General features: G+C 63.8%; 20 protein-coding genes. 8 read left to right on the forward strand and 12 right to left on the reverse strand.

The genetic code is table 11. The features are described 5' to 3' along the window. Window positions 1-4: 4 nt before the first annotated feature. The 5 genes from QQK95_RS28700 to QQK95_RS28720 all read left to right on the forward strand — a co-directional run bounded on the left by QQK95_RS28700 (window position 5) and on the right by QQK95_RS28720 (window position 5,759). A complete protein-coding gene (locus QQK95_RS28700; protein ID WP_019861076.1) occupies window positions 5-1,507 on the forward strand; it encodes an FAD-dependent oxidoreductase in 1,503 nt (500 codons plus the stop codon). Between the two features lie 211 nt (window positions 1,508-1,718). Further along, the gene (locus QQK95_RS28705; protein WP_284277807.1) at window positions 1,719-2,480 is read left to right on the forward strand and encodes a 3-ketoacyl-ACP reductase; all 762 of its coding nucleotides are present in this window, start codon (window positions 1,719-1,721) and stop codon (window positions 2,478-2,480) included. A gap of 11 nt (window positions 2,481-2,491) precedes the next feature. Further along, the gene (locus QQK95_RS28710; protein ID WP_284277808.1) at window positions 2,492-4,120 is read left to right on the forward strand and encodes a GMC family oxidoreductase; all 1,629 of its coding nucleotides are present in this window, start codon (window positions 2,492-2,494) and stop codon (window positions 4,118-4,120) included. A gap of 13 nt (window positions 4,121-4,133) precedes the next feature. After that, a complete protein-coding gene (locus QQK95_RS28715; RefSeq protein WP_038649472.1) occupies window positions 4,134-4,451 on the forward strand; it encodes a Dabb family protein in 318 nt (105 codons plus the stop codon). A gap of 90 nt (window positions 4,452-4,541) precedes the next feature. Next, window positions 4,542-5,759, forward strand: a complete 1,218-nt coding sequence (locus QQK95_RS28720) for an MFS transporter (protein WP_064980818.1) — start codon at window positions 4,542-4,544, stop codon at window positions 5,757-5,759. 7 nt (window positions 5,760-5,766) lie between these two features. Here the strand turns inward: QQK95_RS28720 and QQK95_RS28725 are convergent, their stop codons facing one another. The 12 genes from QQK95_RS28725 to QQK95_RS28780 form a co-directional block, all read right to left on the reverse strand. Beyond that, a complete protein-coding gene (locus QQK95_RS28725) occupies window positions 5,767-6,612 on the reverse strand; it encodes an EamA family transporter (protein WP_019861084.1) in 846 nt (281 codons plus the stop codon). Window positions 6,613-6,618: 6 nt separating this feature from the next. Further along, window positions 6,619-7,527, reverse strand: a complete 909-nt coding sequence (locus QQK95_RS28730; protein WP_064980820.1) for an endonuclease/exonuclease/phosphatase family protein — start codon at window positions 7,525-7,527, stop codon at window positions 6,619-6,621. A gap of 215 nt (window positions 7,528-7,742) precedes the next feature. Further along, window positions 7,743-9,296: a cation:proton antiporter gene (locus QQK95_RS28735; RefSeq protein ID WP_069093092.1), complete on the reverse strand. Its 1,554-nt coding sequence runs from the start codon at window positions 9,294-9,296 to the stop codon at window positions 7,743-7,745. A gap of 228 nt (window positions 9,297-9,524) precedes the next feature. Next, window positions 9,525-10,589, reverse strand: a complete 1,065-nt coding sequence (locus QQK95_RS28740; protein WP_019861088.1) for an ABC transporter ATP-binding protein — start codon at window positions 10,587-10,589, stop codon at window positions 9,525-9,527. A 15-nt stretch (window positions 10,590-10,604) separates the two neighbouring features. Further along, entirely contained in the window at window positions 10,605-11,396 is a 792-nt protein-coding gene (locus QQK95_RS28745) for an ABC transporter permease (RefSeq protein ID WP_027047382.1), read from the reverse strand. Beyond that, window positions 11,393-12,310 carry an ABC transporter permease gene (locus tag QQK95_RS28750; protein ID WP_019861091.1) on the reverse strand — a complete coding sequence of 306 codons (918 nt, stop codon included), beginning with the start codon at window positions 12,308-12,310 and terminating at the stop codon, window positions 11,393-11,395. Before QQK95_RS28750 ends, QQK95_RS28745 begins: the two co-directional genes overlap by 4 nt. A 64-nt stretch (window positions 12,311-12,374) precedes the next feature. Further along, a complete protein-coding gene (locus tag QQK95_RS28755; protein ID WP_284277811.1) occupies window positions 12,375-13,481 on the reverse strand; it encodes an ABC transporter substrate-binding protein in 1,107 nt (368 codons plus the stop codon). 242 nt (window positions 13,482-13,723) lie between these two features. Next, window positions 13,724-14,896 (reverse strand): iron-containing alcohol dehydrogenase, encoded by a 1,173-nt coding sequence (locus QQK95_RS28760; protein WP_284277812.1) that lies wholly within the window; start codon window positions 14,894-14,896, stop codon window positions 13,724-13,726. Window positions 14,897-14,913: 17 nt separating this feature from the next. After that, window positions 14,914-16,302, reverse strand: a complete 1,389-nt coding sequence (locus QQK95_RS28765; protein WP_019861094.1) for an aldehyde dehydrogenase family protein — start codon at window positions 16,300-16,302, stop codon at window positions 14,914-14,916. A gap of 84 nt (window positions 16,303-16,386) precedes the next feature. Next, window positions 16,387-17,757, reverse strand: coding sequence for a glutamine synthetase family protein (locus tag QQK95_RS28770; RefSeq protein ID WP_027047383.1), 1,371 nt, complete (start codon window positions 17,755-17,757; stop codon window positions 16,387-16,389). An 86-nt stretch (window positions 17,758-17,843) separates the two neighbouring features. Continuing rightward, the gene (locus tag QQK95_RS28775) at window positions 17,844-19,400 is read right to left on the reverse strand and encodes an amino acid permease (protein WP_019861096.1); all 1,557 of its coding nucleotides are present in this window, start codon (window positions 19,398-19,400) and stop codon (window positions 17,844-17,846) included. Between the two features lie 21 nt (window positions 19,401-19,421). Then, the gene (locus QQK95_RS28780; RefSeq protein WP_019861097.1) at window positions 19,422-20,240 is read right to left on the reverse strand and encodes an N-formylglutamate amidohydrolase; all 819 of its coding nucleotides are present in this window, start codon (window positions 20,238-20,240) and stop codon (window positions 19,422-19,424) included. A gap of 136 nt (window positions 20,241-20,376) precedes the next feature. Here QQK95_RS28780 and QQK95_RS28785 point away from each other — a divergent pair, with 136 nt between their 5' ends. The 3 genes from QQK95_RS28785 to QQK95_RS28795 all read left to right on the forward strand — a co-directional run bounded on the left by QQK95_RS28785 (window position 20,377) and on the right by QQK95_RS28795 (window position 25,690). Then, entirely contained in the window at window positions 20,377-21,204 is an 828-nt protein-coding gene (locus tag QQK95_RS28785; RefSeq protein ID WP_020629035.1) for a MurR/RpiR family transcriptional regulator, read from the forward strand. A gap of 197 nt (window positions 21,205-21,401) precedes the next feature. Continuing rightward, window positions 21,402-22,562: an efflux RND transporter periplasmic adaptor subunit gene (locus QQK95_RS28790; RefSeq protein WP_019861100.1), complete on the forward strand. Its 1,161-nt coding sequence runs from the start codon at window positions 21,402-21,404 to the stop codon at window positions 22,560-22,562. After that, window positions 22,559-25,690 carry an efflux RND transporter permease subunit gene (locus tag QQK95_RS28795; RefSeq protein ID WP_019861102.1) on the forward strand — a complete coding sequence of 1,044 codons (3,132 nt, stop codon included), beginning with the start codon at window positions 22,559-22,561 and terminating at the stop codon, window positions 25,688-25,690. Before QQK95_RS28790 ends, QQK95_RS28795 begins: the two co-directional genes overlap by 4 nt.

Below are 25,690 nucleotides of genomic sequence, written 5' to 3' on the forward strand. Positions count from 1 at the left end.
GGCCATGGCAAATCCGGACATCGTCATCATCGGCTCCGGCATTGGCGGCGCCACGATCGCCTCCGGCCTGGCCGGCGGCGGCGCCTCGATCCTGATGCTGGAGCGTGGCGAGCCCTTGCCGGCAACCCCGCATGCCCGCGACACCCGCTCGATCTTCGTCGACGGCCACTACCGGCCGAAGGAGATGTGGCGCGAAGCCGGCGGTGCCGCCTTCAATCCCGGCAACTACTACTATGTCGGCGGCAATTCAAAATTCTACGGCGCGGTGCTGATCCGCTACCGCAGGCAAGATTTTTCGGCCATGGAGCATTTCGGCGGCGTCTCGCCCGCCTGGCCGTTTTCCTATGATGCGTTCGAGCCCTGGTATTCCAAGGCGGAGCAGCTGTTTCGCGTGCGCGGCGCGCTGGGCGAGGACCCGACCGAACCGTTCCACTCGATCCCCTACGCCTTCAAGCCGGTGCCCGACGAAGCGCCGATCGCGCGCGCGCGCGCTGAACTGAAGGGCCTCGGCCTGCATCCGGCCTCACTGCCGCTCGGCGTCGACATCGATACCTGGCTGAAGGAAGGCAGAACCGGCTGGGACGCTTTCCCCAACACCGGCCAAGGCAAGATGGACGCCCAGACAGCGCCACTGGCGGCGGCGCTTAGGGATAGCAACATCCGGCTCGAGACCGGCTGCTACGTCGAGTATCTCGAGGCGGCACCTGATGGCAAAAGCATCGTCGCGATCCACTACCGGCAGAACGGCGAGGCGAAGAAAGTGTCGCCGAAGCTGGTCATCCTCTCCGCCGGCGCGGTCAATTCCGCCGTCATCCTGCTGCGCTCGCCCTCACCCGATGGCAAGGGCCTCGCCAACCGCTCCGACCAGGTCGGCCGCAATTTCATGAACCACAATTCCAGCGCCATGCTGGCCATCGATCCGCGCCGCAGGAACGATGCCGTCTACCAGAAGACGCTGATGCTGAACGACTATTATCTGTCGGACGGCAAGGGCGGCAAACCGCTCGGCAATGTCCAGCTGCTCGGCAAGATCGACGGCAACATGCTCAAGGCCAATGTGAAGACGATGCCCAAATTCGCGCTCGATTACATGGCCGGCCACGCCGTCGACTGGTACCTGATGTGCGAGGACCTGCCCGATCCCGAAAGCCGCATCATGGTCGACGGCAAGGATATCGTCATGCAGTGGCGGCGCTCCAACATGCAGTCGCTCGACGGCCTGACCAAGGTGATGCGCGAAAACTTCCGCGCCTGCGGCTACCCCATCGTGCTGTCACGTCCCTTCGACAAGCGCACGCCATCGCACCAATGCGGCACGGTGAAGATGGGTGACGATCCGGCGACATCGCCGCTCGACCCGTTCTGCCGGTCGTTCGACCACCGGAACCTGTTCGTCGTCGACGGCAGTTTTTTGCCGAACTCGGCTGCGGTGAATCCCGCGCTGTCGATCGCCGCGCAGGCGTTGCGGGTGGCTGACCATATTCGCACGGTGGAGCTTGCCGCATGATCGGTCGGTGCCGCCCCTCATCCGCCTGCCGGCACCTTCTCCCCGTAAGAAACGGGGAGAAGGGGCTTGGCCTCAACGCTGGTACCTCTTCTACCACGCCAACAATTGGCGAAATCGCCGATCGCATCTTCCTTCTCCCCGTCACTATACGGGGAGAAGTGCCCGGCAGGGCGATGAGGGGCAGCGCTGACCTCCGCAAGGCTAGCGTCCAATGACCCGCCCCGCGGCCATCGTCACCGGCGGCGCGCGCGGCATTGGGCTGGCCTGCACCGAGGCTTTAGCCGATGCCGGCTTTGACATCCTGGTTGCCGACCTTGCCGAACAGGCGCCTGACGGGCTCGACGCAGACATCTCGGCGCGCGGCGCAAAACTCGCCTATGTCAGTTGTGACGTCGCCAACCTCGACAGCCACGCCGTGTTGATCGATGCCGCGATGCGCGTCTTCGGCCGCATCGACTGCCTCGTCAACAATGCCGGCGTCGGCGCCGTGGTGCGCGGCGATCTGCTGGAACTGAAGCCCGAAAATTTCGACCGCACGCTGGGCATCAACCTGCGCGGCACGGTCTTCCTCAGCCAGGCCGTCGCCAAGGCAATGCTGGCCACACCCGGAGGCCACACAAGATCGATCATCACCGTCACCTCGGTCAGTGCCGAGATGGCTTCGCCGGAGCGCTCCGAATACTGCATATCGAAGGCCGGGCTTTCCATGTGGGTGAAGAACCTGGCGCTCAGGCTCGCGCCCGAGAACATCGGCGTGTTCGAGTTGCGTCCAGGCATCATCCGCACCGACATGACGGCAGGCGTGACCGCCAAATACGATGCCTTGATCGACAGCGGGCTGGTGCCGGCCAAACGCTGGGGCGAAGCGTCAGACATAGGCGCGGTGGTGGCGACGCTTGCCGCCGGCAGGCTCGGCTTTTCGACCGGCTCGATCATCAATGTCGACGGCGCGCTCTCCGTGCCGCGGCTATAGGTGGAAACGACATGACCGACTACATCATCGTGGGCGCCGGCCCGGCCGGCTGTGTTCTGGCCAACCGGCTGAGCGAGGATCCCTTGAATTCCGTGCTGCTGCTGGAAGCCGGCGGCAAGGACTGGCATCCCTACATCCATATGCCGGCGGGCTTCGCCAAGATGACCAAGGGCATTGCGTCCTGGGGCTGGTCCACCGTGCCGCAGAAAAACATGAAGGACCGCGTCTTCTGGTACACGCAGGCCAAGGTGGTCGGCGGCGGCTCCTCCATCAACGCCCAGATCTACACGCGCGGCAATGCCCGCGACTACGACGCCTGGGAGAAGGAAGAGGGTCTCGCCGGCTGGGGCTATCGCGACGTGCTGCCCTATTTCAAGCGCGCCGAGAACAACCAGCGTTTCGCCAACGATTTTCACGGCGACCAGGGGCCGCTCGGCGTGTCGAACCCGATCTCGCCGCTACCGATCTGCGAAGCCTATTTCCGTGCCGGCCAGGAGATGGGCATCCCCTTCAACCCGGACTTCAACGGCGCCAACCAGGAAGGCGTCGGCTATTACCAGCTCACCCAGAAGGACGCCCGCCGCTCCTCGGCCTCGGTGGCCTATCTCAAGCCGATCCGCCCGCGCAAGAACCTGACGGTCAGAACCGATGTGCTGGTGACCCGCATAGTCGTCGAGAAAGGCCGCGCCGTCGGCGTTGAAGTCGTTGACCGGCCGGGCGGCGAGAAGAATATCCTGCGCGCCGGGCGCGAGGTGATCGTCTCGTCCGGCGCCATCGGCTCGCCGAAGCTGTTGATGCAATCGGGCATCGGCCCGGCCGACCACCTGAAATCGGTGGGCGTCACGCCGATGCATGACCTGCCCGGCGTCGGCTCCAACATGCAGGACCATCTCGATCTGTTCGTCATCGCCGAATGCACCGGCGACCACACCTATGACAATTACGCCAAGCTGCACCGCACGGCCTGGGCGGGCCTGCAATATCTGCTGCTGAAGAAGGGGCCGGTCGCCTCCAGCCTGTTCGAGACCGGCGGCTTCTGGTACGCCGACCCCACAGCCGCCTCGCCCGACATCCAGTTCCACCTCGGCCTGGGCTCCGGCATCGAGGCCGGCGTCGAGAAGCTGAACAATCCCGGCGTCACCTTGAACTCGGCCTTCCTGCGGCCGCGCTCGCGCGGCACGGTGCGGCTGAAGAGCGCCGACCCGGCCGACCATCCGCTGATCGATCCGAACTACTGGTCCGATCCTTATGACCGCGCCATGTCGATCAAGGGGTTGCGGCTGGCGCGCGAGATCATGCGGCAGAAGGCACTTCAGCCCTACGTGCTGCGCGAAGTGCTGCCCGGCCCATCGCTCACCAGCGATGACGAATTGTTCGACTACGCCTGCCGCACGTCAAAGACCGATCACCATCCTGTCGGCACCTGCCGCATGGGCCATGACGAGATGGCCGTCGTGACGCCGGATCTGCGGCTGCGCGGCATCGAAGGCTTGCGCGTCTGCGACGCCTCGGTGATGCCGCGCGTGCCCTCCTCCAACACCAATGCACCGACCATCATGGTTGGTGAAAAGGGTGCCGACCTGATCCTCGGCCGTGAACCGCTGCCGCCGGCGGTGTTTTCCGGAAACCGGGCTGCTTGAAGGGGATGAAAGAATGATCAGGCACTGTGTGTTCGCCCGGTTTCGCGGCGATGTCCCCGAAAGCGAGCGCGCGGCGATCCATGCCGACCTCGAGGCGCTTCGAAAGGTGATCGACGGCATGGACACCGTCCACTTCAGTGCCAATGTCAGTCCCGAGCCTTTCGCGCGCGGCTTCGGCCATGGCTTCACCATCGATTTCCGCGATGCCGCCGCCCGCGACGCCTATCTCGTCCATGAAGCTCATCAGCGCGCCGGCGCCCGGCTGGTCGCCGCACTTGAGGGCGGCACGGACGGATTGATGGTCTTCGACCTCGACCTTACGAAAAAGTGACCGCCGGTTCTTCGAAAGCCGGCTGATCGCTGTTCTCTTTTGCGAGCGGGGCGACATATCGTTCCTTTGGGGGCACCAAAGGAGGACGCCTTGAATCTCACCGTCGAGCAGAAGAAAACCGTTCTGGCATCATTCCTGGGCTGGACGCTCGATGCTTTTGATTTCTTCCTTCTGACATTCCTGCTCACCGATATTGCGAGTGAATTCCACACCGATGTCCCGGCAGTCTCAAAGGCACTGTTCCTGACCTTGGCAACGCGCTTCATCGGCGCGTTTTTCTTTGGCATGCTCGCCGACAAATATGGGCGCAAGCCCATCCTCATGCTCAACATCGTCAGCTATTCGGTGATCGGCGCGCTTGCCGCCTTCTCGCCCAATCTCGGCATTTTCCTCGCCCTGCGCGCTTTGTTCGGCATAGCCATGGGCGGCGAATGGGGGCTTGGCAGTTCGCTCGCCATGGAATCCATCCCGCCCAGCGCGCGCGGCTTCGTATCGGGCATCCTGCAATGCGGCTATCCCGCAGGCTACCTCCTAGCGGCGGTGGTCTACGGCCTGCTCTACCAGCAGACGATCGGCGGCTACACGATCGGCTGGCGCGCCATGTTCCTGCTCTCCTTCGTGCCGGCGCTGATCGTGCTCTTCATCCGCTCGCACGTGCCGGAATCGCCGGCCTTCGTCGAGGCGCGGAAATCGGTCAGACCGGGTCTCCTGGAAACGCTGCAGAAGCACTGGGGCGTCGCGCTCTATGCCGTCGTGCTGATGATGTTCTTCAATTTCTTCAGCCATGGCACGCAGGACCTCTACCCGACCTTCCTGAAGAAGCAGCATGGCTTCGATCCTCACACGGTGAGTTGGATCACCATCGTCGCCAATATCGGCGCCATCGTCGGCGGCTTGGCCTTCGGCGCGCTGTCGGAGAGGATCGGCCGCGTCAACGCCATCACACTTGCCTGCCTGATCGCCCTGCCGTCGATCCCGCTATGGGCCTACAGCACCACGCCCTTCATGTTGGCCATCGGCGCTTTCGTCATGCAGGTGGCCGTCCAGGGCGCCTGGGGCGTCATCCCGGTTCATCTCAACGAACTGTCGCCGGGTGCGGTCCGCGCGACCTTGCCCGGCTTCATCTATCAGGCCGGCAACCTTGCCGCATCCTATGGCGGACCGTATCAGGCGGGCATAGCGGAGGCGGCCGGAGGCAGCTACGGCTATGCGCTGGCGCTTTTCGCCGGCGTGGTCGCCGTCTGCATCATCGTCGTCATCCGCTTCAGCCCGGAACGACGCGGCCAGGTGATGACAGTCCTGGGTTGAGTGCGGCCTAACCCAGCCGCAGCGCGATAACCCCGGCAACGATGCTGAGCGCGGCAGCGCCGCGCCAGCCCGTCATCTTCTCGCCAAGCGCATAGACCGAGATCAGCATGGCGAACAGGATCGAGGTTTCGCGCAGCGATGCCACCGAGGCGATCGGCGCCTTGGTCATCGCCCACATCACGATCCAGTAGGCCGCGCCGCTGAGCACGCCGGTGAACAGCCCGGCCTTCCAGTCGCGCGCCAGCACGGGCAGTGACTGCGGCCCGCGGAAGATGAGGCACAGCACCAGCGCCCATGTCGCGTCGCAGACGAACAGCCAGGCCGCGTAGCTTTGCGCCGTCGCCGCCAGCCGCGCGCCGCTGCCGTCCGACAGTGTGTAGCTGGCAATGAAGATCGACGTGCCGAGTGCAAAACCGACGGCGCGCAGGTTGAGCTTCTCCAGATGCGCGCCGCCGCGAAACGACATCACCAGCGTGCCGGCCGACAAAAGCAGGATGCCGAGAATGGCAAACGGTGCCGGCACCTCCTGCACCACCACGATGCCACCAAGTGCTGCCAGCAGCGGTGCCGTGCCGCGCGCCAGAGGATAGGTCTGGGCGAAATCGCCGGCCTTGTAGGCGCCGATCAGGAAGGTTCGGTAGCCCATGTGGAAGACCACCGAAGCGAGAATGAATGGCCAGACCTCGGCCTTCGGGAATTCGACGAAAGGCAGCACGAACAGCGCGGCAAACCCCATGCCCAATGTCATCAGCGTGATCGACAGGAAGCGGTCGAGATGCACCTTGACCAGCGCGTTCCAGATCGCGTGCATGGCGGCTGCGGCAAGCACCGCGAAGAAGACGAAAAGCGTCATTCGGGTCTATCGACCTCCCAAGCCGAGCGGCGTTTCGAGATCGATGTCGACTCGGACCGGGAAATGGTCGGACGCCACTTCGCCTATGTCGGATGCGACCGAGCGGACCCGCCCCGCGAACATCCCGCCGACGAAACAGTGGTCGAGCCGGCGCTTTGCCAGCCTGCCGTCGATGATCTTCTCATGCGTGTGGAAGTCATCAGCGGGTTCGATCGCCACGACGGCGGCATCGACGAAGCCGTCGAGATAGGCAGCACCCCGATGATAGGGCGTGCTGCCGACGATGCGGCGGTATTCGGCGCTGCCCGGCTCCATGTTGAAATCGCCCATCCAGATCGCCGCCAGCGGATTTTCCGGCTCGGCTTCGCCGCTGGTCCAGTTGCGCGAAGGCTCGTCATCGATACCGCTCCACGGCCCGCTGTCTGACGGCGCACGGCGGTGCTCGGCCAGCAGATAGTCGATCTGCTCCAGCCGCTCCTCGGCGGCGATATGGGCGAGATGCAAGGACAGTACCCGCACCGGGCCGACCGGCGTACGGATCATGCATTCGAGCGCCGCGTTGCGTGTGTTGAGCGGCCTGAGCGTCCGGTGCATCGGCAGCACATGCAGGCGCGACCAGACGATCGGCAGTTTCGACAGAACCATGGTGCCGAACTGCCGGCGCCGATTGACCAGGCGACCATCCCGTCGCTCGCTGGCGTCCATGTCGAAGGCCGGGCCGTAGACCCAGTGATAGTCCGGCAGCAGGCGCGACAGCAGCTCCGGCTGGTCGTCGAAATGGCTGCGCTGCCAGTGCCGCTCGACCTCCTGCAAGGCAATGATGTCGGCGCCGTCGACGATGCGCGCCGCGCGCGAAAGATCGTAGCGGCCGTCGCTGCCGAACCCGTACTGGATGTTGTAGCTGACCAGCTTCATTGCTTACCCGGCTCACCTTCGGTGATGGCAGTAGCCGCTCAGTGGATTGCTTGCAATGTGCAGGAGAATGCAAGCGGCTTGTGCCAGAAGCGTCCCCCATGCCCCGCCGCGCGATCATGTACCGATTCCGGACCGCTCCGGTATCCTCCGCCCGCCGGAAAACGCCGCGAGGCATCCAACCAACGCAAGCGGTTCAGCTCCGTCGAAGAACCGTCCTAATCGGTGGTCAATGGCTGGAATCGGCCCGCTGGCGATGCCGCCAGTTCCGCCCAGTCGATCTCTTCCTCCAGCCGGTGATAGGCTTCGTCGCCGATCGTGCCGTTGCTGCGCAATTCCTCCAGCGTGTCGCGCTGGCGGTTGATGGCGTAGAGGCGCAGCCGGTCGTATTCGGTTGCCGCCTGTGCGTCTTCCGGGTTTTCCGCGATCACGCGCTGAGCCTCGTACTGCTCGCGCACGACAGCCGCCGCGGCCGATGTCTTGCGGCTCAGCACGTCGAGTGCGGCCTGCATGACGGCAACGCGCGCCTGCGCAACCTCATTGTCGACGGTTCTGTCGGGATCGAAGTTGAGTATCCGCAGCAGAGGCTTCAGCGTCATCCCCTGCAGCACCAGCGTGCCCAGAACCACCGCGAAGGCGGCAAGCACGATCGGGTCGCGTCCGGGAAAGCCGGCCGGCAGGGCAATGGCCACCACCAGCGTCACCAGCCCCCGCATGCCGCACCAGCCGACCAGCACGGCGCCGCCAAATGTCGGCAAATCCCGCTTGCTGTCTTCGCCGCCGAGACGGGCAAACCATCGGATGATCGCAACATAACTCGCCACCCAGACGAGGCGCGCCACGATGACGACAACCAGCACCGTCGCGGCAAACAGAAAGGCCTCGCCCTGCCCTTCGCCCGAAAGCCGGCCGACGATCGACCGTGCCTGCAGGCCCATCAGCACGAAAGCCAGCACGTTGAGAACGAACACCGCCGACTCCCAGACCGAATAGGTGCTGACACGACGTCTCGCCGACATGCGGCGCGGCGCCCTGCGCGCAATCGTGATGGCGTAGACGACGATGGTGATGATGGCGGAAAGACCGAGCTTGTCGGCCAGTATCCACACGCCAAACGTCCCGGCGAACTGCACCACGGTGCTGCTCGCCGCATCCTCGATACGGGTTAGCGTCAGCAGCGAGAGGCGGCCAAGCAGATAACCGGCTATCAGGCTGCCGATCGTCGACAGCAGGATCACCGGAATGGCGTTGCTCAGCATGATGGAGCCGAGTGCCGCCGAAACCGCCAGCCGGTAGATCAAGAGCGCGGTGGCATCGTTGAGCAGGCTTTCTCCTTGCAGGATGGCGGTGATGCGGTGCGGCACCTTGAATTGCCCGAGAACGGCACTCGCCGCCACCGCATCGGGCGGCGCGACGATGGCGCCGAGCGCGATCGCCGCCGCGATCGGCAAGCCGGCCATCTTCCAGCCGACGAAGGCAACCACGACAGTGGTGAAGATGACGGCGCCAAGCGCCAAGAGCAGCAGCGACAGCCGGTAGCGCTTCAGGTCGCGCAGCGACGTGTCATAGGCTGCATCGAGAAGCACCGGCGCGATGAACAGGGCAAGCGCCAGTTCCGGATCGATCTCGATCATCGGTGCGCCAGGCACGAAGGCGATGCCAACCCCGGCCAGTGCCAGTAGCGACGGATAGGGGACCTCCAGCCGCCGCGACAGCGCCGTCAGCGCGACAGCCGTCAAAAGCAGGACAAGGGTGAGTTCAAAAAGGGCCATGGCTCATCGTAGCGGCGAAGAGCAACGGTTGGCAGTACCCCGAGGCAGGATACTGTTGATTGTCGAAGCCTTGGCCTGCCCAGGGATTTAAAAGTGACCAACTGAGGGGCGGTGCCGACGGTTGGTTATGACAGACACCGAACCCACGGCATCGAGGGTTGCGAGCATCGACGATCAAGATGCGTTGTTCGGCGCATCAGAGACCGCCGCGGAATGACGTTGGCTCCGCTAGTGCAAGACCAGCATGTCGCCCGATGAGAACGAAATCTCGGCCTTCTCGCCGACCGCCGGTGGCGGCGTGGCCGAGTTGTTGAATGTGTCGAGCGACACCGTATTGCCGCCGATGCCGACGCGGACCCGGATCACCGAGCCGAGGAAGTGCACTTCGGATATCTCTCCGGTCAGGCTGGAGTCACGGCCGGGCTGGCGGCCGAGCGAAATCGCCTCGGGCCGCAGCGCCAGCGACAGCGTGTCGCCGGACTTCGAGCCGTTGAGCTTGCCCTTGAGCGAGACTTCCTGCGTGTTGACCTGAACCGTGCCGGCCGCGGCATCGGTGACCTTGCCTTCGAGCACGTTGAGCGTGCCGACGAAATTGGCGACGAATTTGGTCGCCGGCCGGTTGTAGATCTCGAACGGCGTGGCGACCTGCTCGGCCTTGCCGCCATACATGACGGCGATGCGGTCGGAGATCGACAGCGCCTCTTCCTGGTCATGCGTGACGAAGATGGTGGTGATGCCGAGCTTCTTCTGGATCGAACGGATTTCCTCGCGCAGAGACACGCGCACCTTGGCATCCAGCGCCGACAGCGGCTCGTCGAGCAAAAGCAGCTTCGGCTTCGGCGCGATCGCACGCGCCAGCGCGATGCGCTGCTGCTGGCCGCCCGAGAGCTGGTAGGGATAGCGGTCGGCCATCTGCGGCAGCTTGATCATGTCGAGCATCTCGGCGACGCGCTTGTCGGCATCGGCCTTGTTCATGCCGGCAACCTTCAGCCCGAAGGCGATGTTCTGCGCCACGGTCAGGTTGGGAAACAGCGCGTAGGCCTGGAAGACCATGCCGACATTGCGCTGGTTGGGCTTCAGCCGCGTAATGTCCTTGCCGGCGACGACGATCTTGCCGGCCGACGGATCCTCGAAGCCGGCAACCATGCGCAGGACGGTGGTCTTGCCGCAACCGGACGGTCCGAGGAACGAGACGAACTCGCCCGGCTCGACATCGAGGCTGAAGTCCTGGACCACGGTGTTGGAACCGTAGGACTTTCGCACGTGCTGGATGGACAGGAATGGCTCGGCCATGGCTTTTCTCTCAGGTCAATTCGGGCGGTTCGACGACTTCGGCGCGAACCGGGACAGGATCTGGATGAGCGACATACAGCCCCAGGTAATGGCGAAGGCGATGATGGCAAGGGCTGCCGGTTCATAGGCGCGGTTCGCGCCGATGTTCTGCAGGTACGGCCCAAAGGCCGGGCGGTTGAGCAGGCTGGCCATGGTGAACTCGCCAATGACGATTGCGAAGGTCAGGAAGGCACCCGACAGCACGGCGATCAGCACATTGGGCAGGATGACGCGGCCGATGATCGTGCCCCAGCCGGCGCCCAGGATCTGCGCTGCTTCCGTCAAGGTCCGCACGTCGATGGTGCGCAGCCCGGTATCGACGGCACGATACATGTAAGGCAGTGCCAGCGTTGCATAGCCGATCACCAGCAAGGCATTGGCGCCCATGTTGCTACCAAGGAACGGCAGCGGCGAATTCGAGCCGTACATCCTGATATAGCCGAAAACGATGACGATGGCCGGAATGACCAGCGGCAAGAGCGTGATGAATTCGACGACCGGCCTGAGCTGCGGCAGACGCAGCCGGATCCAGTAGGCCGCCGGCACGACGACCAGCACACCAAGGATGATGGTGAAGATCGCGGCGACCACCGAATACAGGAAGGTCGACTGGAAGCGCGCGTCGCCCAGCACGATCTGATAGGCATCGAAGGAATGGACGCCGCGGCGCATGCGCAGCGAGAATTCGACCGTCGCCGCCAGCGGGATGAAGAAATACGCCGCACCCACGATGAAGACGACCCAGGCCCAGAATTTTCCCGACTTCATTTCAGCCACCTTTCGGAGCGAGTCCGGAACCAGATGTAGAAGACATTGGCCAGGCCGGTGATGACGATCATGCCGAAGGCGATGGCGTAGCCGAGCTGCGGATTGTGCAACACGTCGCCATTGATCTGCGAGTAGAGCTTGATGGGGACGATGTTGAGCGCCGGGCCGGCAAACGCGTAGGCCGTGGCAATGGCGCCAAAGGCATTGGCGAAGAGAAGAATGACGGTGCCGAGGAAGCTCGGCCATATCACCGGGATGACCACCATGCGCCAATACTGCGCCTGCGTAGCGCCGAGCGTGGCCGCCGCCTCGCCCCATTCCTTCTTCAACCCGTCGATGGCCGGCACGATGATGACCACCATCAGCGGGATCTGGAAGAACAGGTAGACCGCGATCAGGCCCGATGTGGTGAGGAAATTGAAGCCCATTGCGTAGATGTTGATGTTGAGGACATCACGCAGAAGCGTCGTGACGATGCCGACGCGGCCGAGCGTGGCCAGGAAGGCGAAGGCCAGCGGCAGGCCGGCGAAATTCGAGGCGACTCCGGAGAAAGTCAGGGTCGCGGAGCGCGTCCAGCTTGGCAGTCCGCCGCGCACGATGGCGATGGCTATTGCCAGCCCGGCAAACGCGCCGATGATGGCCGACCAGAAACTGATCTTGATCGAAACCCAGTAGGAACTGCTGATCGACGGATCGCTGACCAGCTGCAGAATGTTGTCGAACGTAAGCTGACCATCACTGTTCTGGAAAGCCCCGATCACGAGATAGATCGTGGGCAGGATCAGGAACATCAGCGCGAAGATGAAGAAGGGCGCCACGCCGATCCATTGCGTCGGCAGACGAAATGCGGTCGCCTCGTTGGGCGGCGCGGGCTTGGAGGCAATCGTTCGATTTGAAAGCGTAAGATCGGTCATGCGCCGGCTACCGTCTTCGAGGAAAGGCCGGGCGGCCTTGCGACCGCCCGGTGGATTTCAAGTGCTACTTGACGTTGGCGCCGACAACGGCGTCCCAGTTCTTGCTGATGGCTTCCTTGGCCTTGCCCTGCTCGTCGAGCGTCGGGAACGCGGCGGCGGCATAGGATTCCGCCGGCGGCAACTTGGCCAGCACATCCGCCGGGATCTTGCCGTTCTTGGCGAGATCGTTGAAGCGGATCGGGTGGCAATAGCCCTTCAGCCAGCCGATCTGGCCTTCGTCGGAATAGAGGTATTCCATCCACAGCTTGGCAGCGTTCGGGTGCGGCGCGAAGGCGCTGATCGCCTGCACGTAGACACCGGCGACGACGCCCGTCTTCGGCACGATGACGTCGACGGGCGGGTTGCCCTTCAGCGTGTCGCGGCCAGCAAGCGCGTTGTAGTCCCAGTTGATCAGGATCGGCGTCTGGCCCTGGGCGAGTGTTGCCGGCTTGCCGACGACCGGGACGAAGTTACCGGCGGCGTTGAGCTTCTTGAAGAAGTCGAGGCCAGCCTTGCCGGCGGCTTCACCGGCAGCGGCGCCCGTCGACAGGCCGGAGGCGTACACCGCCTGGATGGCCTGGTTCGAAGCACGCGGATCACCGGCGACGGCTACGGCGTTGGCGAATTCCGGCTTCAGGAGATCGGCCCAGTCCTTCGGCGATTCCTTGATCAGGTCCTTGTTCACCATGAACGACAGAACGCCGTAATAGTCGCCGTACCAGGCGCCATCGGCATCCTTGGCGCTGTCTGGGATCGAGTCCCAGGTCGATACCTTGTAAGGCATCAGCAGGCCGTCGGCCTTGGCGGTCGGGCCGAAGGACAGGCCGACGTCGATGACGTCGGGAGCCTGCGGGCCCTTGTTGTCCTTGTTGGCCTTGATCGCCTCGACCTCGTCGCCGGAGCCGGCATCGGGGTTGAGCTCGTTGATGGTGATTTCCGGATACTTCGCCTTGAAGCCGGCGATGACGTCGCCGTAACCGCACCAGTCATGCGGCAGCGCGATGGTGGTGAGCTGGCCTTCAGCCTTCGCGGCCTTGACGAGATCGTCCAGCGAAGCCGCGGACGAAATCACCGACGACACTATAAGGGTCGCGGCCGAGAGGGAAAGCACCTTCCCCGTGAATTTGAACATGTGTTCTCTCCGTTGAACTGACGCCGTTGGACGCCTGCGATGCGGTATCGTTTTCATGTGACAGCCAGATGAAAGCTTTATGAAACCATTGGCCGGCAGCAGAAAAAGTTAACTCTTTTTAACGGGCTGTAGCAATTAGCCATCACTTATTTTTCCGGCTAATCACTTTCCGCCTTGCATTTCATCCTTTCCCCCTTGGTTAGCCCTGATTTCCAAATCAATTTTCGGCAATGACGATGCCGTCAGATCGTGCCGGCGATAGCGTTTTCCAGCAGCGTCAGCGCTGCCTTCTTGGTCAGCTTGACCGGGTTGCCGCCAGCCGTCGGATCGACCACCGCCATGTCGGCGATCAGCGCCTTGCGCTTCTTGTCCATGTCGAGCCCCTTGATCAGGCCCGGCAGCGCGTGCGGCACCTTCAACTCCTTGCGCAGCTTGATGATCGCCTTGGCGAACCCGTCGAAGCCGCCCTTGATGCCGCAATAGGCGGCGAGCCGGGCGATACGCTCCTCGATGGAGTCACGGTTGAAGGCGAGCACATAGGGCATGAACACCGCATTGGTCATGCCGTGATGGGTGTCGTAGAGCGCGCCGATCGGGTGCGACAGCGAGTGGATGGCACCCAGTCCCTTCTGGAAAGCGGCCGCGCCCATGGCGGCCGCGCTCATCATATGGGCGCGCGCGACCAAGTCCTTGCCGTTGGCATAGGCCTTCGGCAGGTTCTCGAACACCAGCCGGATGCCTTCCACCGCGATGCCGTCGGCCATCGGATGGTAACCCGGCGCGCAATAGGCCTCGAGGCAGTGGGCAAGCGCATCCATGCCGGTGCCGGCGGTGATGAAGGCGGGCATGCCGACCGACAGTTCCGGATCGGCGATGACGATCGCCGGCAGGAGCTTCGGATGGAAGATGACCTTCTTGGTGTGCGTCTCCTCATTGGTGATGACGCCGGCGCGGCCGACTTCCGAGCCGGTGCCGGCCGTGGTCGGCACGGCGATGATCGGCGCGATCGCATCCGAATTGGCGCGCGTCCACCAATCGCCGACATCCTCGAAATCCCACACCGGCCGCGTCTGGCCGGCCTGGAAGGCGATCAGCTTGCCGAGATCGAGCGCCGAGCCGCCGCCGAAGGCGATGACGCCGTCATGCTTGCCCTTCTTGTACACGGCGATGCCGGCGGTGAGGTTGGAATCGACCGGGTTGGGCTTCACCTCGGAAAACACGCCGTAAGGCACCTTGGCATCGTCGAGGATTTTCAGCGTCGAAGCGACGACCGGCAGTTTCGCCAGGCCCGGATCGGTGACGAAGAGCGGCCGCTTGATACCGGCGGCCGCGAGCACCTCAGGCAGTTCCTGAATGCGCCCGGCGCCGAAGCGGACGGTGGTGGGGTAGTTCCATTTGGAGATGAGCTTGGACATTTTTGTCTTTCGATAAATCAGATGGCTTCGCGCAGGTGGAAGGATTTCGGCCGGGTCAGATTGTCATAGCCGATGGCCGACAGTCCCGCGCCCTTGCCGGTGTCCTTGACGCCGGTCCAGACCAGCGCCGGATCGAGATAGTCGCAGCGGTTCATGAACACCGTGCCGGTTTCGACGCGGTTGCCGATCGCCACGGCGTGTTCGGTATCGCGGGTCCAGATCGAGGCGGTCAACCCATAGGCGCTGTCGTTCATCAGCGCGATCGCCTCCTCGTCATTGCGCACCTTCATGATGCCGACGATCGGGCCAAAGCTTTCCTCGCGCATGACGCTCATCTGGTGGTCGACTTCGGTCAGCACTTCCGGCGCGAGATAGGGCGAACCGGCCTTGTCGTCAGCCACCTTCATGTTGATGTGCGCCTTGGCGCCCTTGCGCAGCGCTTCGGCCTTTTGCTCGCGGATCAGGTCGGCAAAGCGCGCCTGCGCCATCGGCCCCATCGTCGTTGCCTGTTCCAGCGGATTACCGACGACATAGTTCTTCGTCTCGGCGATGAAGCCTTCGACGAATTCGTCATAGACCTTCTCGTGCACATAGACGCGTTCGATGCCGCAACAGCACTGGCCGGAATTGTAGAAGGCACCGTCGACCAGATTGGCAACCGCATGGTCCATCTTGGCGTCGGGCAGCACATAGGCCGGGTCCTTGCCGCCAAGCTCGAGGCCGAGCGTCATGAAAGTGCCTGCCGCCGCCTTTTCGATGGCGCGGCCCCCGCCGACCGAACCGGTAAAGTTCACATGGTCGATCTTGCCGGAACCGAGCAGCTTTTCGGTCTGCGCATGGTTGAGCACGACATTCTGGAACACGCCCTTTGGCAGGCCCGCTTTGTCGAAGGCCTGTTGAAAACGCTCGCCGACGAGCAGCGTCTGCGCCGCGTGCTTGAGGATGACGGCGTTGCCGGCCATCAGCGCCGGCACGATGGTGTTGACGGCGGTCAGGTAAGGATAATTCCACGGCGCGATCACCATGACGACGCCGAGCGCATCCTTCTTCACATAGCGGCGAAACCCATCCTTCGGGTTTGAGGCCGGCACGGATTTCAGCGCCTGTTCGGCGATCTCGACCATGTAATTGGTACGTTCCTTGACGCCGCCGAACTCGCCGCCATAGCGCACCGGCCGCCCCATCTGCCAGGCGATCTCCGGCACGATCTCGTCGGTCATCGCCACCAGCGCTTCGAGCATCGCCAGCATGTACTTGCCGCGCTCGACGATCGGTACCTGGGCCCACTTCTCCTGCGCCGCCTTGGCGCGCTCGACCGCGGCATTGACCGCCTGGTCCGTTGCCACGGGCCGCTCGGCGTAGATCTTGCCATCGATGGGGGATTTCAACTTGACCGTTTCGGTCATTCCTTCAGTCCTCGCACTTCATGAAATCTTGGTTTTGACGCCGCCCGCCATCCTGCGATGGCCAGGGGGCGGCGCCGACATTGCTTAGTACCGCTCAAACCCCCTGTGCAGTTCCCAATCCGTAATGCGGCGGTCGTATTCGAACTGCTCCCATTTGGCGGTGTGGACATAATGCTCGAGCACGTCCTCGCCGAGCGCCTGTTTCAGCATCTTCGACTTGGCCAGCGTCTCGGTGGCGTCGCGCAGCGTCTTCGGAATCTCAGGCAGACGAGACGCCTGGTAGGCATCGCCGACGAACGGCTTTTGCAGTTCGAGCTTCTCGTCGATGCCTGCGAGCCCGGCGGCGATCAGCGCCGCGAAGGCGAGATAGGGGTTGAGGTCGGCGCCGCCGATGCGGCATTCCATGCGGATGCCCTTGGTGCCCTCGCCGCACAGGCGGAAGCCGGCGGTGCGGTTGTCCTCGCTCCACATGATCTTGGTCGGCGCGAAGGTGCCGGCCTGGAAGCGCTTGTAGGAATTGATGTAGGGCGCCAGGAACCAGGTGAACTCCTTGGCGTATTTCAACTGCCCCGCCGCCCATTGCTGGCCGAGCGTCGACAGCGTCCAGTCCGCCTTCTTGTCGAAGAACAATGGCGTCTTGCCGTCGGCGCTCCACAGCGAATTGTGGATGTGGCTGGAGTTGCCGGCGAGCCCGTAATTGTATTTGGACATGAAGGAGATCGCCTTGCCTTCGGACTCGGCGATTTCCTTGGCGCCGTTCTTCAGGATGACGTGGCGGTCGGCCATGTCGAGCGCCTCGGCATAGCGCACATTGATCTCTTCCTGGCCCGGGCCCCATTCCCCCTTGGAATTCTCGATCGGGATGCCGGCGGCTTCCATCTCGTTGCGAAGCCGGCGCATGACGCCTTCTTCCTTGGTAGTGATGCCGATCTGATAGTCGCCGATATAGGGCGAGGCGGTATCTAGGCCCTGCCAGTGCTTCTTGCGGGCGGAATCATAGGTCTCGTTGAACAGATAGAATTCGAGTTCGGAAGCGAAATAGCCGATATAGCCGCGCTCGGAGAGCCGCTTGACCTGCTTCTTCAGGATGGCGCGCGGCGAATGCGGCAGGTCGTCATGGGTGTGGTGATCGAGCACGTCGCAGATCACGAGCGCTGTCTTCTCCAGCCACGGAATGCGCCGCAGCGTCGCCAGATCCGGCTTCATGACGAAGTCACCATAGCCCTTCGACCAGCTTGCCGCCTTGTAGCCGGGCACCGGTTCCATATCGATGTCGGCGGCCAGCAGATAGTTGCAGCCATGCGTTTCGTCATGCGCGGAATCGACGAAGTACTGCGCCAGGAACCGCTTTCCCGCCAGCCGCCCCTGCATGTCGACGATGCAGGCCAGCACCGTGTCGATCTCACCGCTGGAGACCGCCTTCTTCAACTGATCGAACGAGAAATTTCCGGCCATTCCTGTGGCACTCCAGCGCTTGGTCATTGAAAGGGATAAATGAAACCATGGCCGGCACGTGCCGGCCATGGCCTTGATGGGAGATGTCAGTGACCGGTTTCGCCGACCGCCTGTTCCGCTGCCTTGATCGCTGCCTGGCGTGCCGCGATGATGTCGCCGAGCGGCGGGCCCTGGAAGCGGTTGCGCTCGAAGCCGAACCAGACGATCGCCGTCAGGATGAAGAAGCCGACGGTGATGTAGAGCGCCCAGTCGTTCGGCGGCTGGATACCGATGACGAAGATCAGGATCATCGACACGATCGACAGGAAGGCAAACAGCATGAACACGCCGCGCCCCATGTTCCACGGCCCCATCTTGTCCCACTTCGGCGTGCCCCAGGCCAGCATGCCGAGCACGATCGGCACGGTGAAGGAAAGGAACAGGAAGATGACGGTGCAGGACACCACGATGGTGTAGGCCGAGGTACCGGCGACCGAAACCAGCGTCGAGCCCCAGACGAACAGCACCGACAGGATCGACGCCGTCCAGATCGCCGCCACCGGCGTGCGATAGGTCGGGCTGACCTTGGCGAGTGCCGCCGAGCCGGGCAGGCCGCCGTCACGCGAGAAGGCGAAGATCATGCGCGATGCCGACGTCACTGTGGCCAGACCGCACAGCAACTGCGACACGAACACGACGAGATAGACGAATTCCTTGACGCCGGGGCTGACGCGCTGGTCGAAAGCCCAGAAGAACACGTTCCAGCCCTGCTTGGCGGCGTCGTCCATGTTCGGGATCATCAGCACGAAAGCGACCAGGAACAGATAGCCGAAGAGCGCCGACCAGACGACCGACATCACCATGGCGCGCGGCACGGAAGACGCCGCCTTGATGGTTTCTTCGGACGTGTGTGCCGAAGCGTCGTAGCCGGTGATCGTATAGATCGGCAGCAACAGGCCAAGTGCGAACACCCAGGCATTCGAAACCGACGGCCAGACACCGCCGCCTGCGTCACCCGAGTAGTTGTGGAACGTGAACAGGCGGCTAAAATCCCAATGTTCGGCCGAGATCAGGCAGACCACCGCGATCAGGATCGCGCCGAAGAAGATCAAATAACCCGAGAAGTCGGTCAGCTTTGCCGTCAGCTTGATGCCGAGATGATTGATCAGCGCCTGCAGGCCGGTGACCACGACCAGGAAGATCATCTGGTTGGTCAGCGTGCCCTCGATGCCGAGTGCCGGCCCGAAGGCGCCGACGAAGAACGTCCAGGTGCCGACGTTGATGGCGCCGAGCACGGTGATCAGGCCGAGCAGGTTGAGCCAGGCCGTCACCCAGCCGGTGCCGCGGTTGCCAAGGATCGAACCCCAGTGATAGAGGCCGCCGGCCGTCGGATAGGCCGAGCTGATCTGCGACATGGCAACAGCGAAGGTCAGTGACACGAAGCAGCCGACCAGCCAGCCGATGCCGATGCCGATGCCGCCCGCGCCCGACGTGCCTTGCGCCAGCGAATTGATGCCGCCCGACAGGATGCAGATGATGGAGAAGGAAACCGCGAAATTCGAAAAGCGGCTGAGACGCCGCTCCAGTTCCTGGGCATAGCCCATGCTGTGGAGGTGCTTTACGTCCTCCGCCTTGTCAACGTCTGTATAACCCGGTGCTGCCATTGGAAGTCCCCTGTTTGTTTCTCAGCTGGCCGATTGGACTGACTTTCTGACTGAATGCGATCTGGGCCGCGTGGCCTCCTCTGGTTCCAGATCCGAAAAAATGCCTGTGAGCAGATCCGCCCATTTCCGCTGCCCGGTCTCACCGGAGATTTCATCGTTGCGGATTTCGATCATCGCGCAGGGCAACCCGCGCGAGCGCGCATGCCGCTCCAGCGTGAAATAGACGCGATCGGCCGGCGAATAGGGTTCGTTGACACCGACGGTGATGCCGGCAAGTCGCTTGAGCGCCGATATCAGCGGCGACGCCAGCCGGCGATCGTCGTCATGGATGATGCCGATATGCCAGGGCCGGTCGTGACCCTTGTAGACCGGCGTGAAAGAATGCACGGACACCAGGCGGGTCTCCTGGCCGCGCGCCAGCCGTTCCTCGACGATGCGTTCGATGGTGCCGTGAAACGGCTGCCATGACAGGGCGATCCGTTCCGCGCGCTGCTTTTCCGACAGGCCGGCATTGCCCGGTATGGATGTCGTCTCGCTGATCGGCGGCACGAGGTCCGGCGCGTCGAGCGGCCGGTTGCAGTCGATGACGAGGCGCGAAATGCGGGTTTCGACCAGCGTCGCATCGAGCGCTTGCGCCATGCGCGTTGCCACCGGCAGCGCACCTGGATCCCAGGCGATGTGGCGGGACAGGTCTTCAGCGGCAAGGCCGAGCGTGCCGAATTCGGCGGGCAGGAAATTGGAGGCGTGGTCGCAGGTCAGCACGAAAGGGCTCGATCCGCCCGGGTTCGTCACCCTCACGGTATCGGACGATGCAAGGCTGGCGGGCCGTGCTTTCTCCATAGTCTGCCGTCCCCGGGGAGCGCTGTATCGTATGTTACGTATTTTGCCTCATTGCGTCCCTATGGATGATTTCATACAGTTTACCCGGCTTTGTCAAATGCGATCTCATGGGCCAAGCCAAGGGGTGGGGGAAAAGATGATTTCCAGCATTGCCGAACTGATCGCCGACCGCATCGGCACGATGCCGGCCGGCGAGCGGCGAGCGGCGCAGACGCTGATCGCCAGCTATCCGATGATCGGCCTGAAGACGGTCGCCGAATTCTCGACCGCGGCCGGCGTCTCCTCGCCAACGATCCTGCGCTTCGTGGCCCGGCTCGGCTTCCAGAACTATCCGGAGTTCCAGTCGAGCCTGCAGGACGAATTGGCGGCGCAGCTGCAGTCTCCGGCCATACGAACGCTCAACCCGCCCTCGCCCGGCGGCGGCACGGTCTCGCCAATGCTGGAAGCGACGCTCGACAATATGCGCGAGACGTTCCGCCACCTCTCCGACAAGCAGCTGACGGACATCGCGGCACGGCTTGCCGACCGGCGTGGCAAGACATTCCTCATCGGCGGCCGCTTCACCGATCCGCTGGCGCGCTACATGGCCGCCCACCTTGCCGTCATCCAGCCCGATGTCTTTCACCTCGCCGGCCAGGAGAGCATGTGGCGCGACCGGCTGATCGACATGGGCAAGCGCGACGTACTGGTGATCTTCGACATCCGGCGCTACCAGGACAGCCTCGTCCGTTTCGCCGAGAAGGCGCATCAGCGCGGCGTCCAGATCGTGCTGTTCACCGACCAGTGGCTTTCGCCGATCGCCCGGTTTGCCCGCCATGTCATCGCCGGACGAACCGCGGTGCCGTCCGCGTGGGATTCCTCGGCCGCGCTCTTCGTCGTCGTCGAAACGCTGATCGGCGCCGTCACCAGACAGCTCGAGGCCGACGGCGCCCGGCGCATCCGTGAAATGGAAGGCCTGCGCTAGTCACCAGCCAATCGCATCCGCGCTAGGCGGGCATCTCGAATTCACGTTACCGAGATTTAATGTGCACGATTGCGTGATAATTGCCATAAACCGGTGATACCGGGATGTGGCGTGGCCGGTTTTCGCCGCCAGCCCGTATCGTCGCTGCATCCGCTTCCACCTGGAACCGGCGGGCGATTCTTGCCGCTGGAGTGTCGATGCCGAGCTGGAAACAGATTGTCCTTGCGTTTGTGATCGTGGTCGCCGCCACGGCGGCGTGGGCGCGCTTCTACCCCGGCGCTCCGCAAGTGCTGGCGCGCTGGGGCATCGACTGGGCCTATGGCGCCACACCTCCTGCCAAGGACACGGCGGCGGCTGGCTCCCGTCAGGCGGCGCGCAACGGCGCCCGGATTGCCACCATCGTTGCATCGCCGGCCGCCTCGGCTGTCATCAACGACCGCCTCCAGGCGATCGGCACTGGCCGCGCCAACGCTTCCGTGACCGTCAATCCCTACAGTTCCGGCCGCCTTGCCGAATTGCTGGTCGAATCCGGCAGCCATGTCGACAAGGGACAGATCATTGCGACGCTCGATTCCGAGACCGAAATCATCGCGCAGAACCGGGCCAAGCTCGCTTTGCAGGATGCGCAGTCCAAGCTCGACCGCGTCAAATCGCTGCGCGCCTCCAATGCCGCGACGCCGGTAGCGGTGGCCGATGCAGAGGTGGTTCTGGCGGGCGCCAAGCTGGCGCTGCAGGACGCCGAGCTTGCGCTGCAGCGCCGGTCGATCCTGGCACCGATATCAGGCACTGTCGGCATCCTGCCGATCTCCGCCGGCAACTATGTGACAAACCAGTCGGCCATCGCCACGCTCGATGACCGCTCCTCGATCCTGGTTGATTTCCAGGTGCCCGAGCGCTTTGCCGCCGCCGTCAAGGTCGGCGCGCAACTGACGGCGACGCCGATCGCCAATCCGAGCAGCTCCTATACCGGCACGGTGTCGGCCATCGACAACCACATCGACGAGAAGAGCCGCACGCTGCTGGTCAAGGCCAAGATCGCCAATCCCGCCGATTCGCTGCGCGCCGGCATGTCGTTCTCCATCACCATGAAATTCCCCGGCGAGACCTATCCCGCCGTCAGCCCGCTGGCGATCCTGTGGGGCTCGGACGGCGCCTATGTCTGGCAGATCGAGGACGGCAAGGCCAAGCGCGTGCCGGTGCGCATCATCCAGCGCAACACCGAGACCGTGCTGATCGATGCCGAGATCGACAGCGGCGACATGGTGGTCACCGAAGGCACGCAGAGCGTCAGCGAGGGCGGCGAGGTCCGCATCGCCGGCCAGGAGCAGCGCGCCGCCAACACCGCCGAAGGCTCATGACCGGATCCGTCAACGCCGCCAGCGATACCGGCTTCACCGCGCTGTTCATCCGCAGGCCGGTCATGGCCTTCGTGCTCAACGTCCTCATCGCGGTTGCCGGCCTCGCCGCCTTCTACGGCGTCGAGATCCGCGAACTTCCGGACGTCGACCGCGCCGTGGTCACCGTTTCCACCACGTTCCAGGGCGCCGCGGCCGAAACCGTCGACCGCGAGCTGACCGACACGATCGAAGGTGCGGTGGCACGCGTCTCCGGCGTCAAGTCGATCTCGTCTTCCTCCTCCTTCGGCCAGAGCCGCGTCACCATCGAGTTCAACGACGGCGTCGACCTCAACGTCGCGGCCTCCGACGTGCGCGATGCCGTCGGCCGCGTCGCCAACCAGATACCGGACACCGCCGATCCGCCGCGCATCGTCAAGGCCGATGCCAATTCCGATGCGGTGATGCGGCTGGCTGTGACGTCCGACAACATGTCGGTCCAGGACATGACCGTGGTGGTGCAGGACCAGATCGAGGACGAACTGGCAGCCGTGCCCGGCGTCGCCGACGTTCAGGTCTATGGCGACCGCGACAAGATCTTCCGCATCGACGTCGACCAGAACAAGCTCGCCAGCCTCGGCTTCACCGTGGCCGACCTCAGGACAGCCCTGGCCTCGGTCGCCTTCGATTCCCCTGCCGGGTCGATCACCACGACCAACCAGGACTTGATCGTCCGCACCACGGCCGACGTGACCACGCCCGAGGAGTTCGAAAACATCATCATCGGCGGCACGACGCGCATACGCGACGTCGCCACCGTCACGCTCGGTCCCGATGTCGGCCAGACCACGCTGCGCTCCGATGGCAAGACCGGCATCGGCATCGGCATCATCCGCCAGGCGGAATCCAACACGCTTGATATTTCGACCGGCGTTCAGGCAGCCGTCGCCAAACTGCAGGAAAACCTGCCCAAGGGCATGGCGATCAAGATCACCAGCGACGACGCCGTCTTCGTCAAGGGCGCGGTCCACGAGGTCGAGATCGCGCTCGGCCTGTCGGTGACCATGGTGCTGATCGTCATCTACATCTTCCTGCTCGACTGGCGCGCCACGCTGATCCCGGGCCTGTCGATGCCGGTCGCCATGATCGGCACCATCGCCGCCATCTATCTGGCCGGCTTCTCCGTCAACATCCTGACGCTGCTTGCCATGGTGCTGGCGACGGGCCTTGTCGTCGACGACGCCATCGTGGTGCTTGAAAACATCGTGCGACGGCGCAACGAGGGCATGGGGCCGCGTGCGGCCGCCGTGCTCGGCGCGCAGGAAGTGTTCTTCGCCGTCGTCGCCACGACGCTGACGCTGGTCGCCGTCTTCGTGCCGATCTCCTTCCTGCCCGGCCAAACCGGCGGCCTGTTCCGCGAATTCGGCTTCGTGCTTGCCATGTCGGTGCTGCTGTCCTGCGTGGTGGCGCTTACGCTATGCCCGATGCTCGCCTCGCGCATGCTGACCGGCGCCTCGCTTCACCACGAGGGCGGCCACGGCATCGGCGCCCGTATCGGCGGCGTCCTGAATACCGCGTACAAGCGCGCCCTGCACGCTTGCCTCGATGCGCCCTGGATCGTGGTTCTGGTCGCGGTGCTGTTTGCCGGCACCGCCTTCACCCTGTTCGGCACCATCCGCCAGGAACTGACGCCGACCGAGGACCGCGCGGCCGTGCTGTTGCGCATCAATGCGCCGCAAGGCGTCAGCCTCGACTATACGACGCAGCAGATGCAGAAGATCGAGAAGCTGATCCAGCCGATGCGCGATTCCGGCGAGATCCGCTCGACCTTCGAGAATGCCGGCCAGAACGGCTCCTACAATTCCGGCTTCATGGTGATGACGCTGGCGCCCTGGAACGAGCGCAGCCGCAGCCAGCAGGAGATCATGGCCGAGATCAGCCAGCTCACCAAGCAGGTGCCGAGTGTGCGCATCTTCCCGGTGCAGCCCAACAGCCTCGGCATCCGTGGCGCCGGCAACGGCCTGCAATTCGCGCTGGTCGGCAACGACCGCAAGGCGCTCGGCGACGCGGCGGTGAAGATCATCGCCGAGATGCAGAAGGACCCGCGCTTCCAGACGCCGCGCCTGTCGATCGACCCGACGCAGCCGCAGCTGGCCGTCGCCATCGACCGCGAGCGCGCCTCCGACCTCGGCATCGACATCACGGGGCTCGCCAACACCATGCAGGCCATGCTCGACGGCAACGATGTCGTCGACGTCTACATCGCCGACCGCAGCTATGGCGTAAAACTGGTCTCGACCACCAATCCCATCAACGATCCGACCGATCTGGAAAACGTCTTCCTGAAGACGGGAGACGGCCGCTTCGTGCCGATGTCGACCATAGCCACGCTGACCGAGCGCGCCGTGCCGCCATCGCTGTCGCGCGAACAGCAGCAGCCATCGGTTGCCATCACCTCCAACCTCTCGGGTAATTTCGCGCTTGGCGACGCGCTGAGCCGCGCCGAGGAGATCGCCACGCCGCTCTTGCCGCCGGGCAGCCGCATCCTGCCGCTGGCCGAAGCCGCCACGCTGGGCGAAACCAACAGCGCCATGGTCACCATCTTCGGCTTCGCGCTGGTCATCATCCTCCTGGTGCTGGCCGCCCAGTTCGAAAGCTTCGTCAGCGCCGTCATCATCATGGCGACGGTGCCGCTTGGGCTGGCCTGCGCCATCTTCGCCTTGCTGCTGTCAGGCACCAGCCTCAATGCCTATAGCCAGATCGGCCTGGTGCTGCTGGTCGGCGTCATGGCCAAGAACGGCATCCTGATCGTCGAGTTTGCCAACCAGCTGCGCGATCGCGGGCTTGGCGTGCGCGAGGCGATCGAGCAGGCCTCGACCATCCGCCTGCGGCCGGTGATGATGACGATGATCTGCACCATACTTGGCGGCGTGCCGCTGGTGCTGGCGGCGGGCGCGGGAGCCGAGGCACGCGTGGCGCTCGGCTGGGTCATCGTCGGCGGACTGGGGCTGGCCACCGTCTCGACACTGTTCCTGACGCCGGTCGCCTATCTCCTGCTTGGCCGCTTCGTCACCCCGAAGACCCATGAGGAAACACGCCTCAAGCGTGAGCTCGAGGAAGCCGCCTATGTCGGTGTGGAGCCGGCGCAGTAG

Source organism: Mesorhizobium huakuii, from assembly GCF_030160235.1.
Lineage (GTDB): Bacteria > Pseudomonadota > Alphaproteobacteria > Rhizobiales > Rhizobiaceae > Mesorhizobium > Mesorhizobium huakuii.

What these genes read in the sequence shown, in the direction of transcription:
- QQK95_RS28795 (WP_019861102.1), top strand. Translation starts at nt 22,559, where the DNA reads ATGACCGGATCCGTCAACGCCGCCAGCGATACCGGCTTCACCGCGCTG.
- QQK95_RS28750 (WP_019861091.1), bottom strand. Translation starts at nt 12,310, where the DNA reads ATGACCGATCTTACGCTTTCAAATCGAACGATTGCCTCCAAGCCCGCG.
- QQK95_RS28700 (WP_019861076.1), top strand. Translation starts at nt 5, where the DNA reads ATGGCAAATCCGGACATCGTCATCATCGGCTCCGGCATTGGCGGCGCC.
- QQK95_RS28710 (WP_284277808.1), top strand. Translation starts at nt 2,492, where the DNA reads ATGACCGACTACATCATCGTGGGCGCCGGCCCGGCCGGCTGTGTTCTG.
- QQK95_RS28780 (WP_019861097.1), bottom strand. Translation starts at nt 20,240, where the DNA reads ATGGAGAAAGCACGGCCCGCCAGCCTTGCATCGTCCGATACCGTGAGG.
- QQK95_RS28745 (WP_027047382.1), bottom strand. Translation starts at nt 11,396, where the DNA reads ATGAAGTCGGGAAAATTCTGGGCCTGGGTCGTCTTCATCGTGGGTGCG.
- QQK95_RS28740 (WP_019861088.1), bottom strand. Translation starts at nt 10,589, where the DNA reads ATGGCCGAGCCATTCCTGTCCATCCAGCACGTGCGAAAGTCCTACGGT.
- QQK95_RS28735 (WP_069093092.1), bottom strand. Translation starts at nt 9,296, where the DNA reads ATGGCCCTTTTTGAACTCACCCTTGTCCTGCTTTTGACGGCTGTCGCG.
- QQK95_RS28785 (WP_020629035.1), top strand. Translation starts at nt 20,377, where the DNA reads ATGATTTCCAGCATTGCCGAACTGATCGCCGACCGCATCGGCACGATG.
- QQK95_RS28755 (WP_284277811.1), bottom strand. Translation starts at nt 13,481, where the DNA reads ATGTTCAAATTCACGGGGAAGGTGCTTTCCCTCTCGGCCGCGACCCTT.
- QQK95_RS28760 (WP_284277812.1), bottom strand. Translation starts at nt 14,896, where the DNA reads ATGTCCAAGCTCATCTCCAAATGGAACTACCCCACCACCGTCCGCTTC.
- QQK95_RS28790 (WP_019861100.1), top strand. Translation starts at nt 21,402, where the DNA reads ATGCCGAGCTGGAAACAGATTGTCCTTGCGTTTGTGATCGTGGTCGCC.
- QQK95_RS28715 (WP_038649472.1), top strand. Translation starts at nt 4,134, where the DNA reads ATGATCAGGCACTGTGTGTTCGCCCGGTTTCGCGGCGATGTCCCCGAA.
- QQK95_RS28765 (WP_019861094.1), bottom strand. Translation starts at nt 16,302, where the DNA reads ATGACCGAAACGGTCAAGTTGAAATCCCCCATCGATGGCAAGATCTAC.
- QQK95_RS28730 (WP_064980820.1), bottom strand. Translation starts at nt 7,527, where the DNA reads ATGAAGCTGGTCAGCTACAACATCCAGTACGGGTTCGGCAGCGACGGC.
- QQK95_RS28770 (WP_027047383.1), bottom strand. Translation starts at nt 17,757, where the DNA reads ATGGCCGGAAATTTCTCGTTCGATCAGTTGAAGAAGGCGGTCTCCAGC.
- QQK95_RS28775 (WP_019861096.1), bottom strand. Translation starts at nt 19,400, where the DNA reads ATGGCAGCACCGGGTTATACAGACGTTGACAAGGCGGAGGACGTAAAG.
- QQK95_RS28725 (WP_019861084.1), bottom strand. Translation starts at nt 6,612, where the DNA reads ATGACGCTTTTCGTCTTCTTCGCGGTGCTTGCCGCAGCCGCCATGCAC.
- QQK95_RS28705 (WP_284277807.1), top strand. Translation starts at nt 1,719, where the DNA reads ATGACCCGCCCCGCGGCCATCGTCACCGGCGGCGCGCGCGGCATTGGG.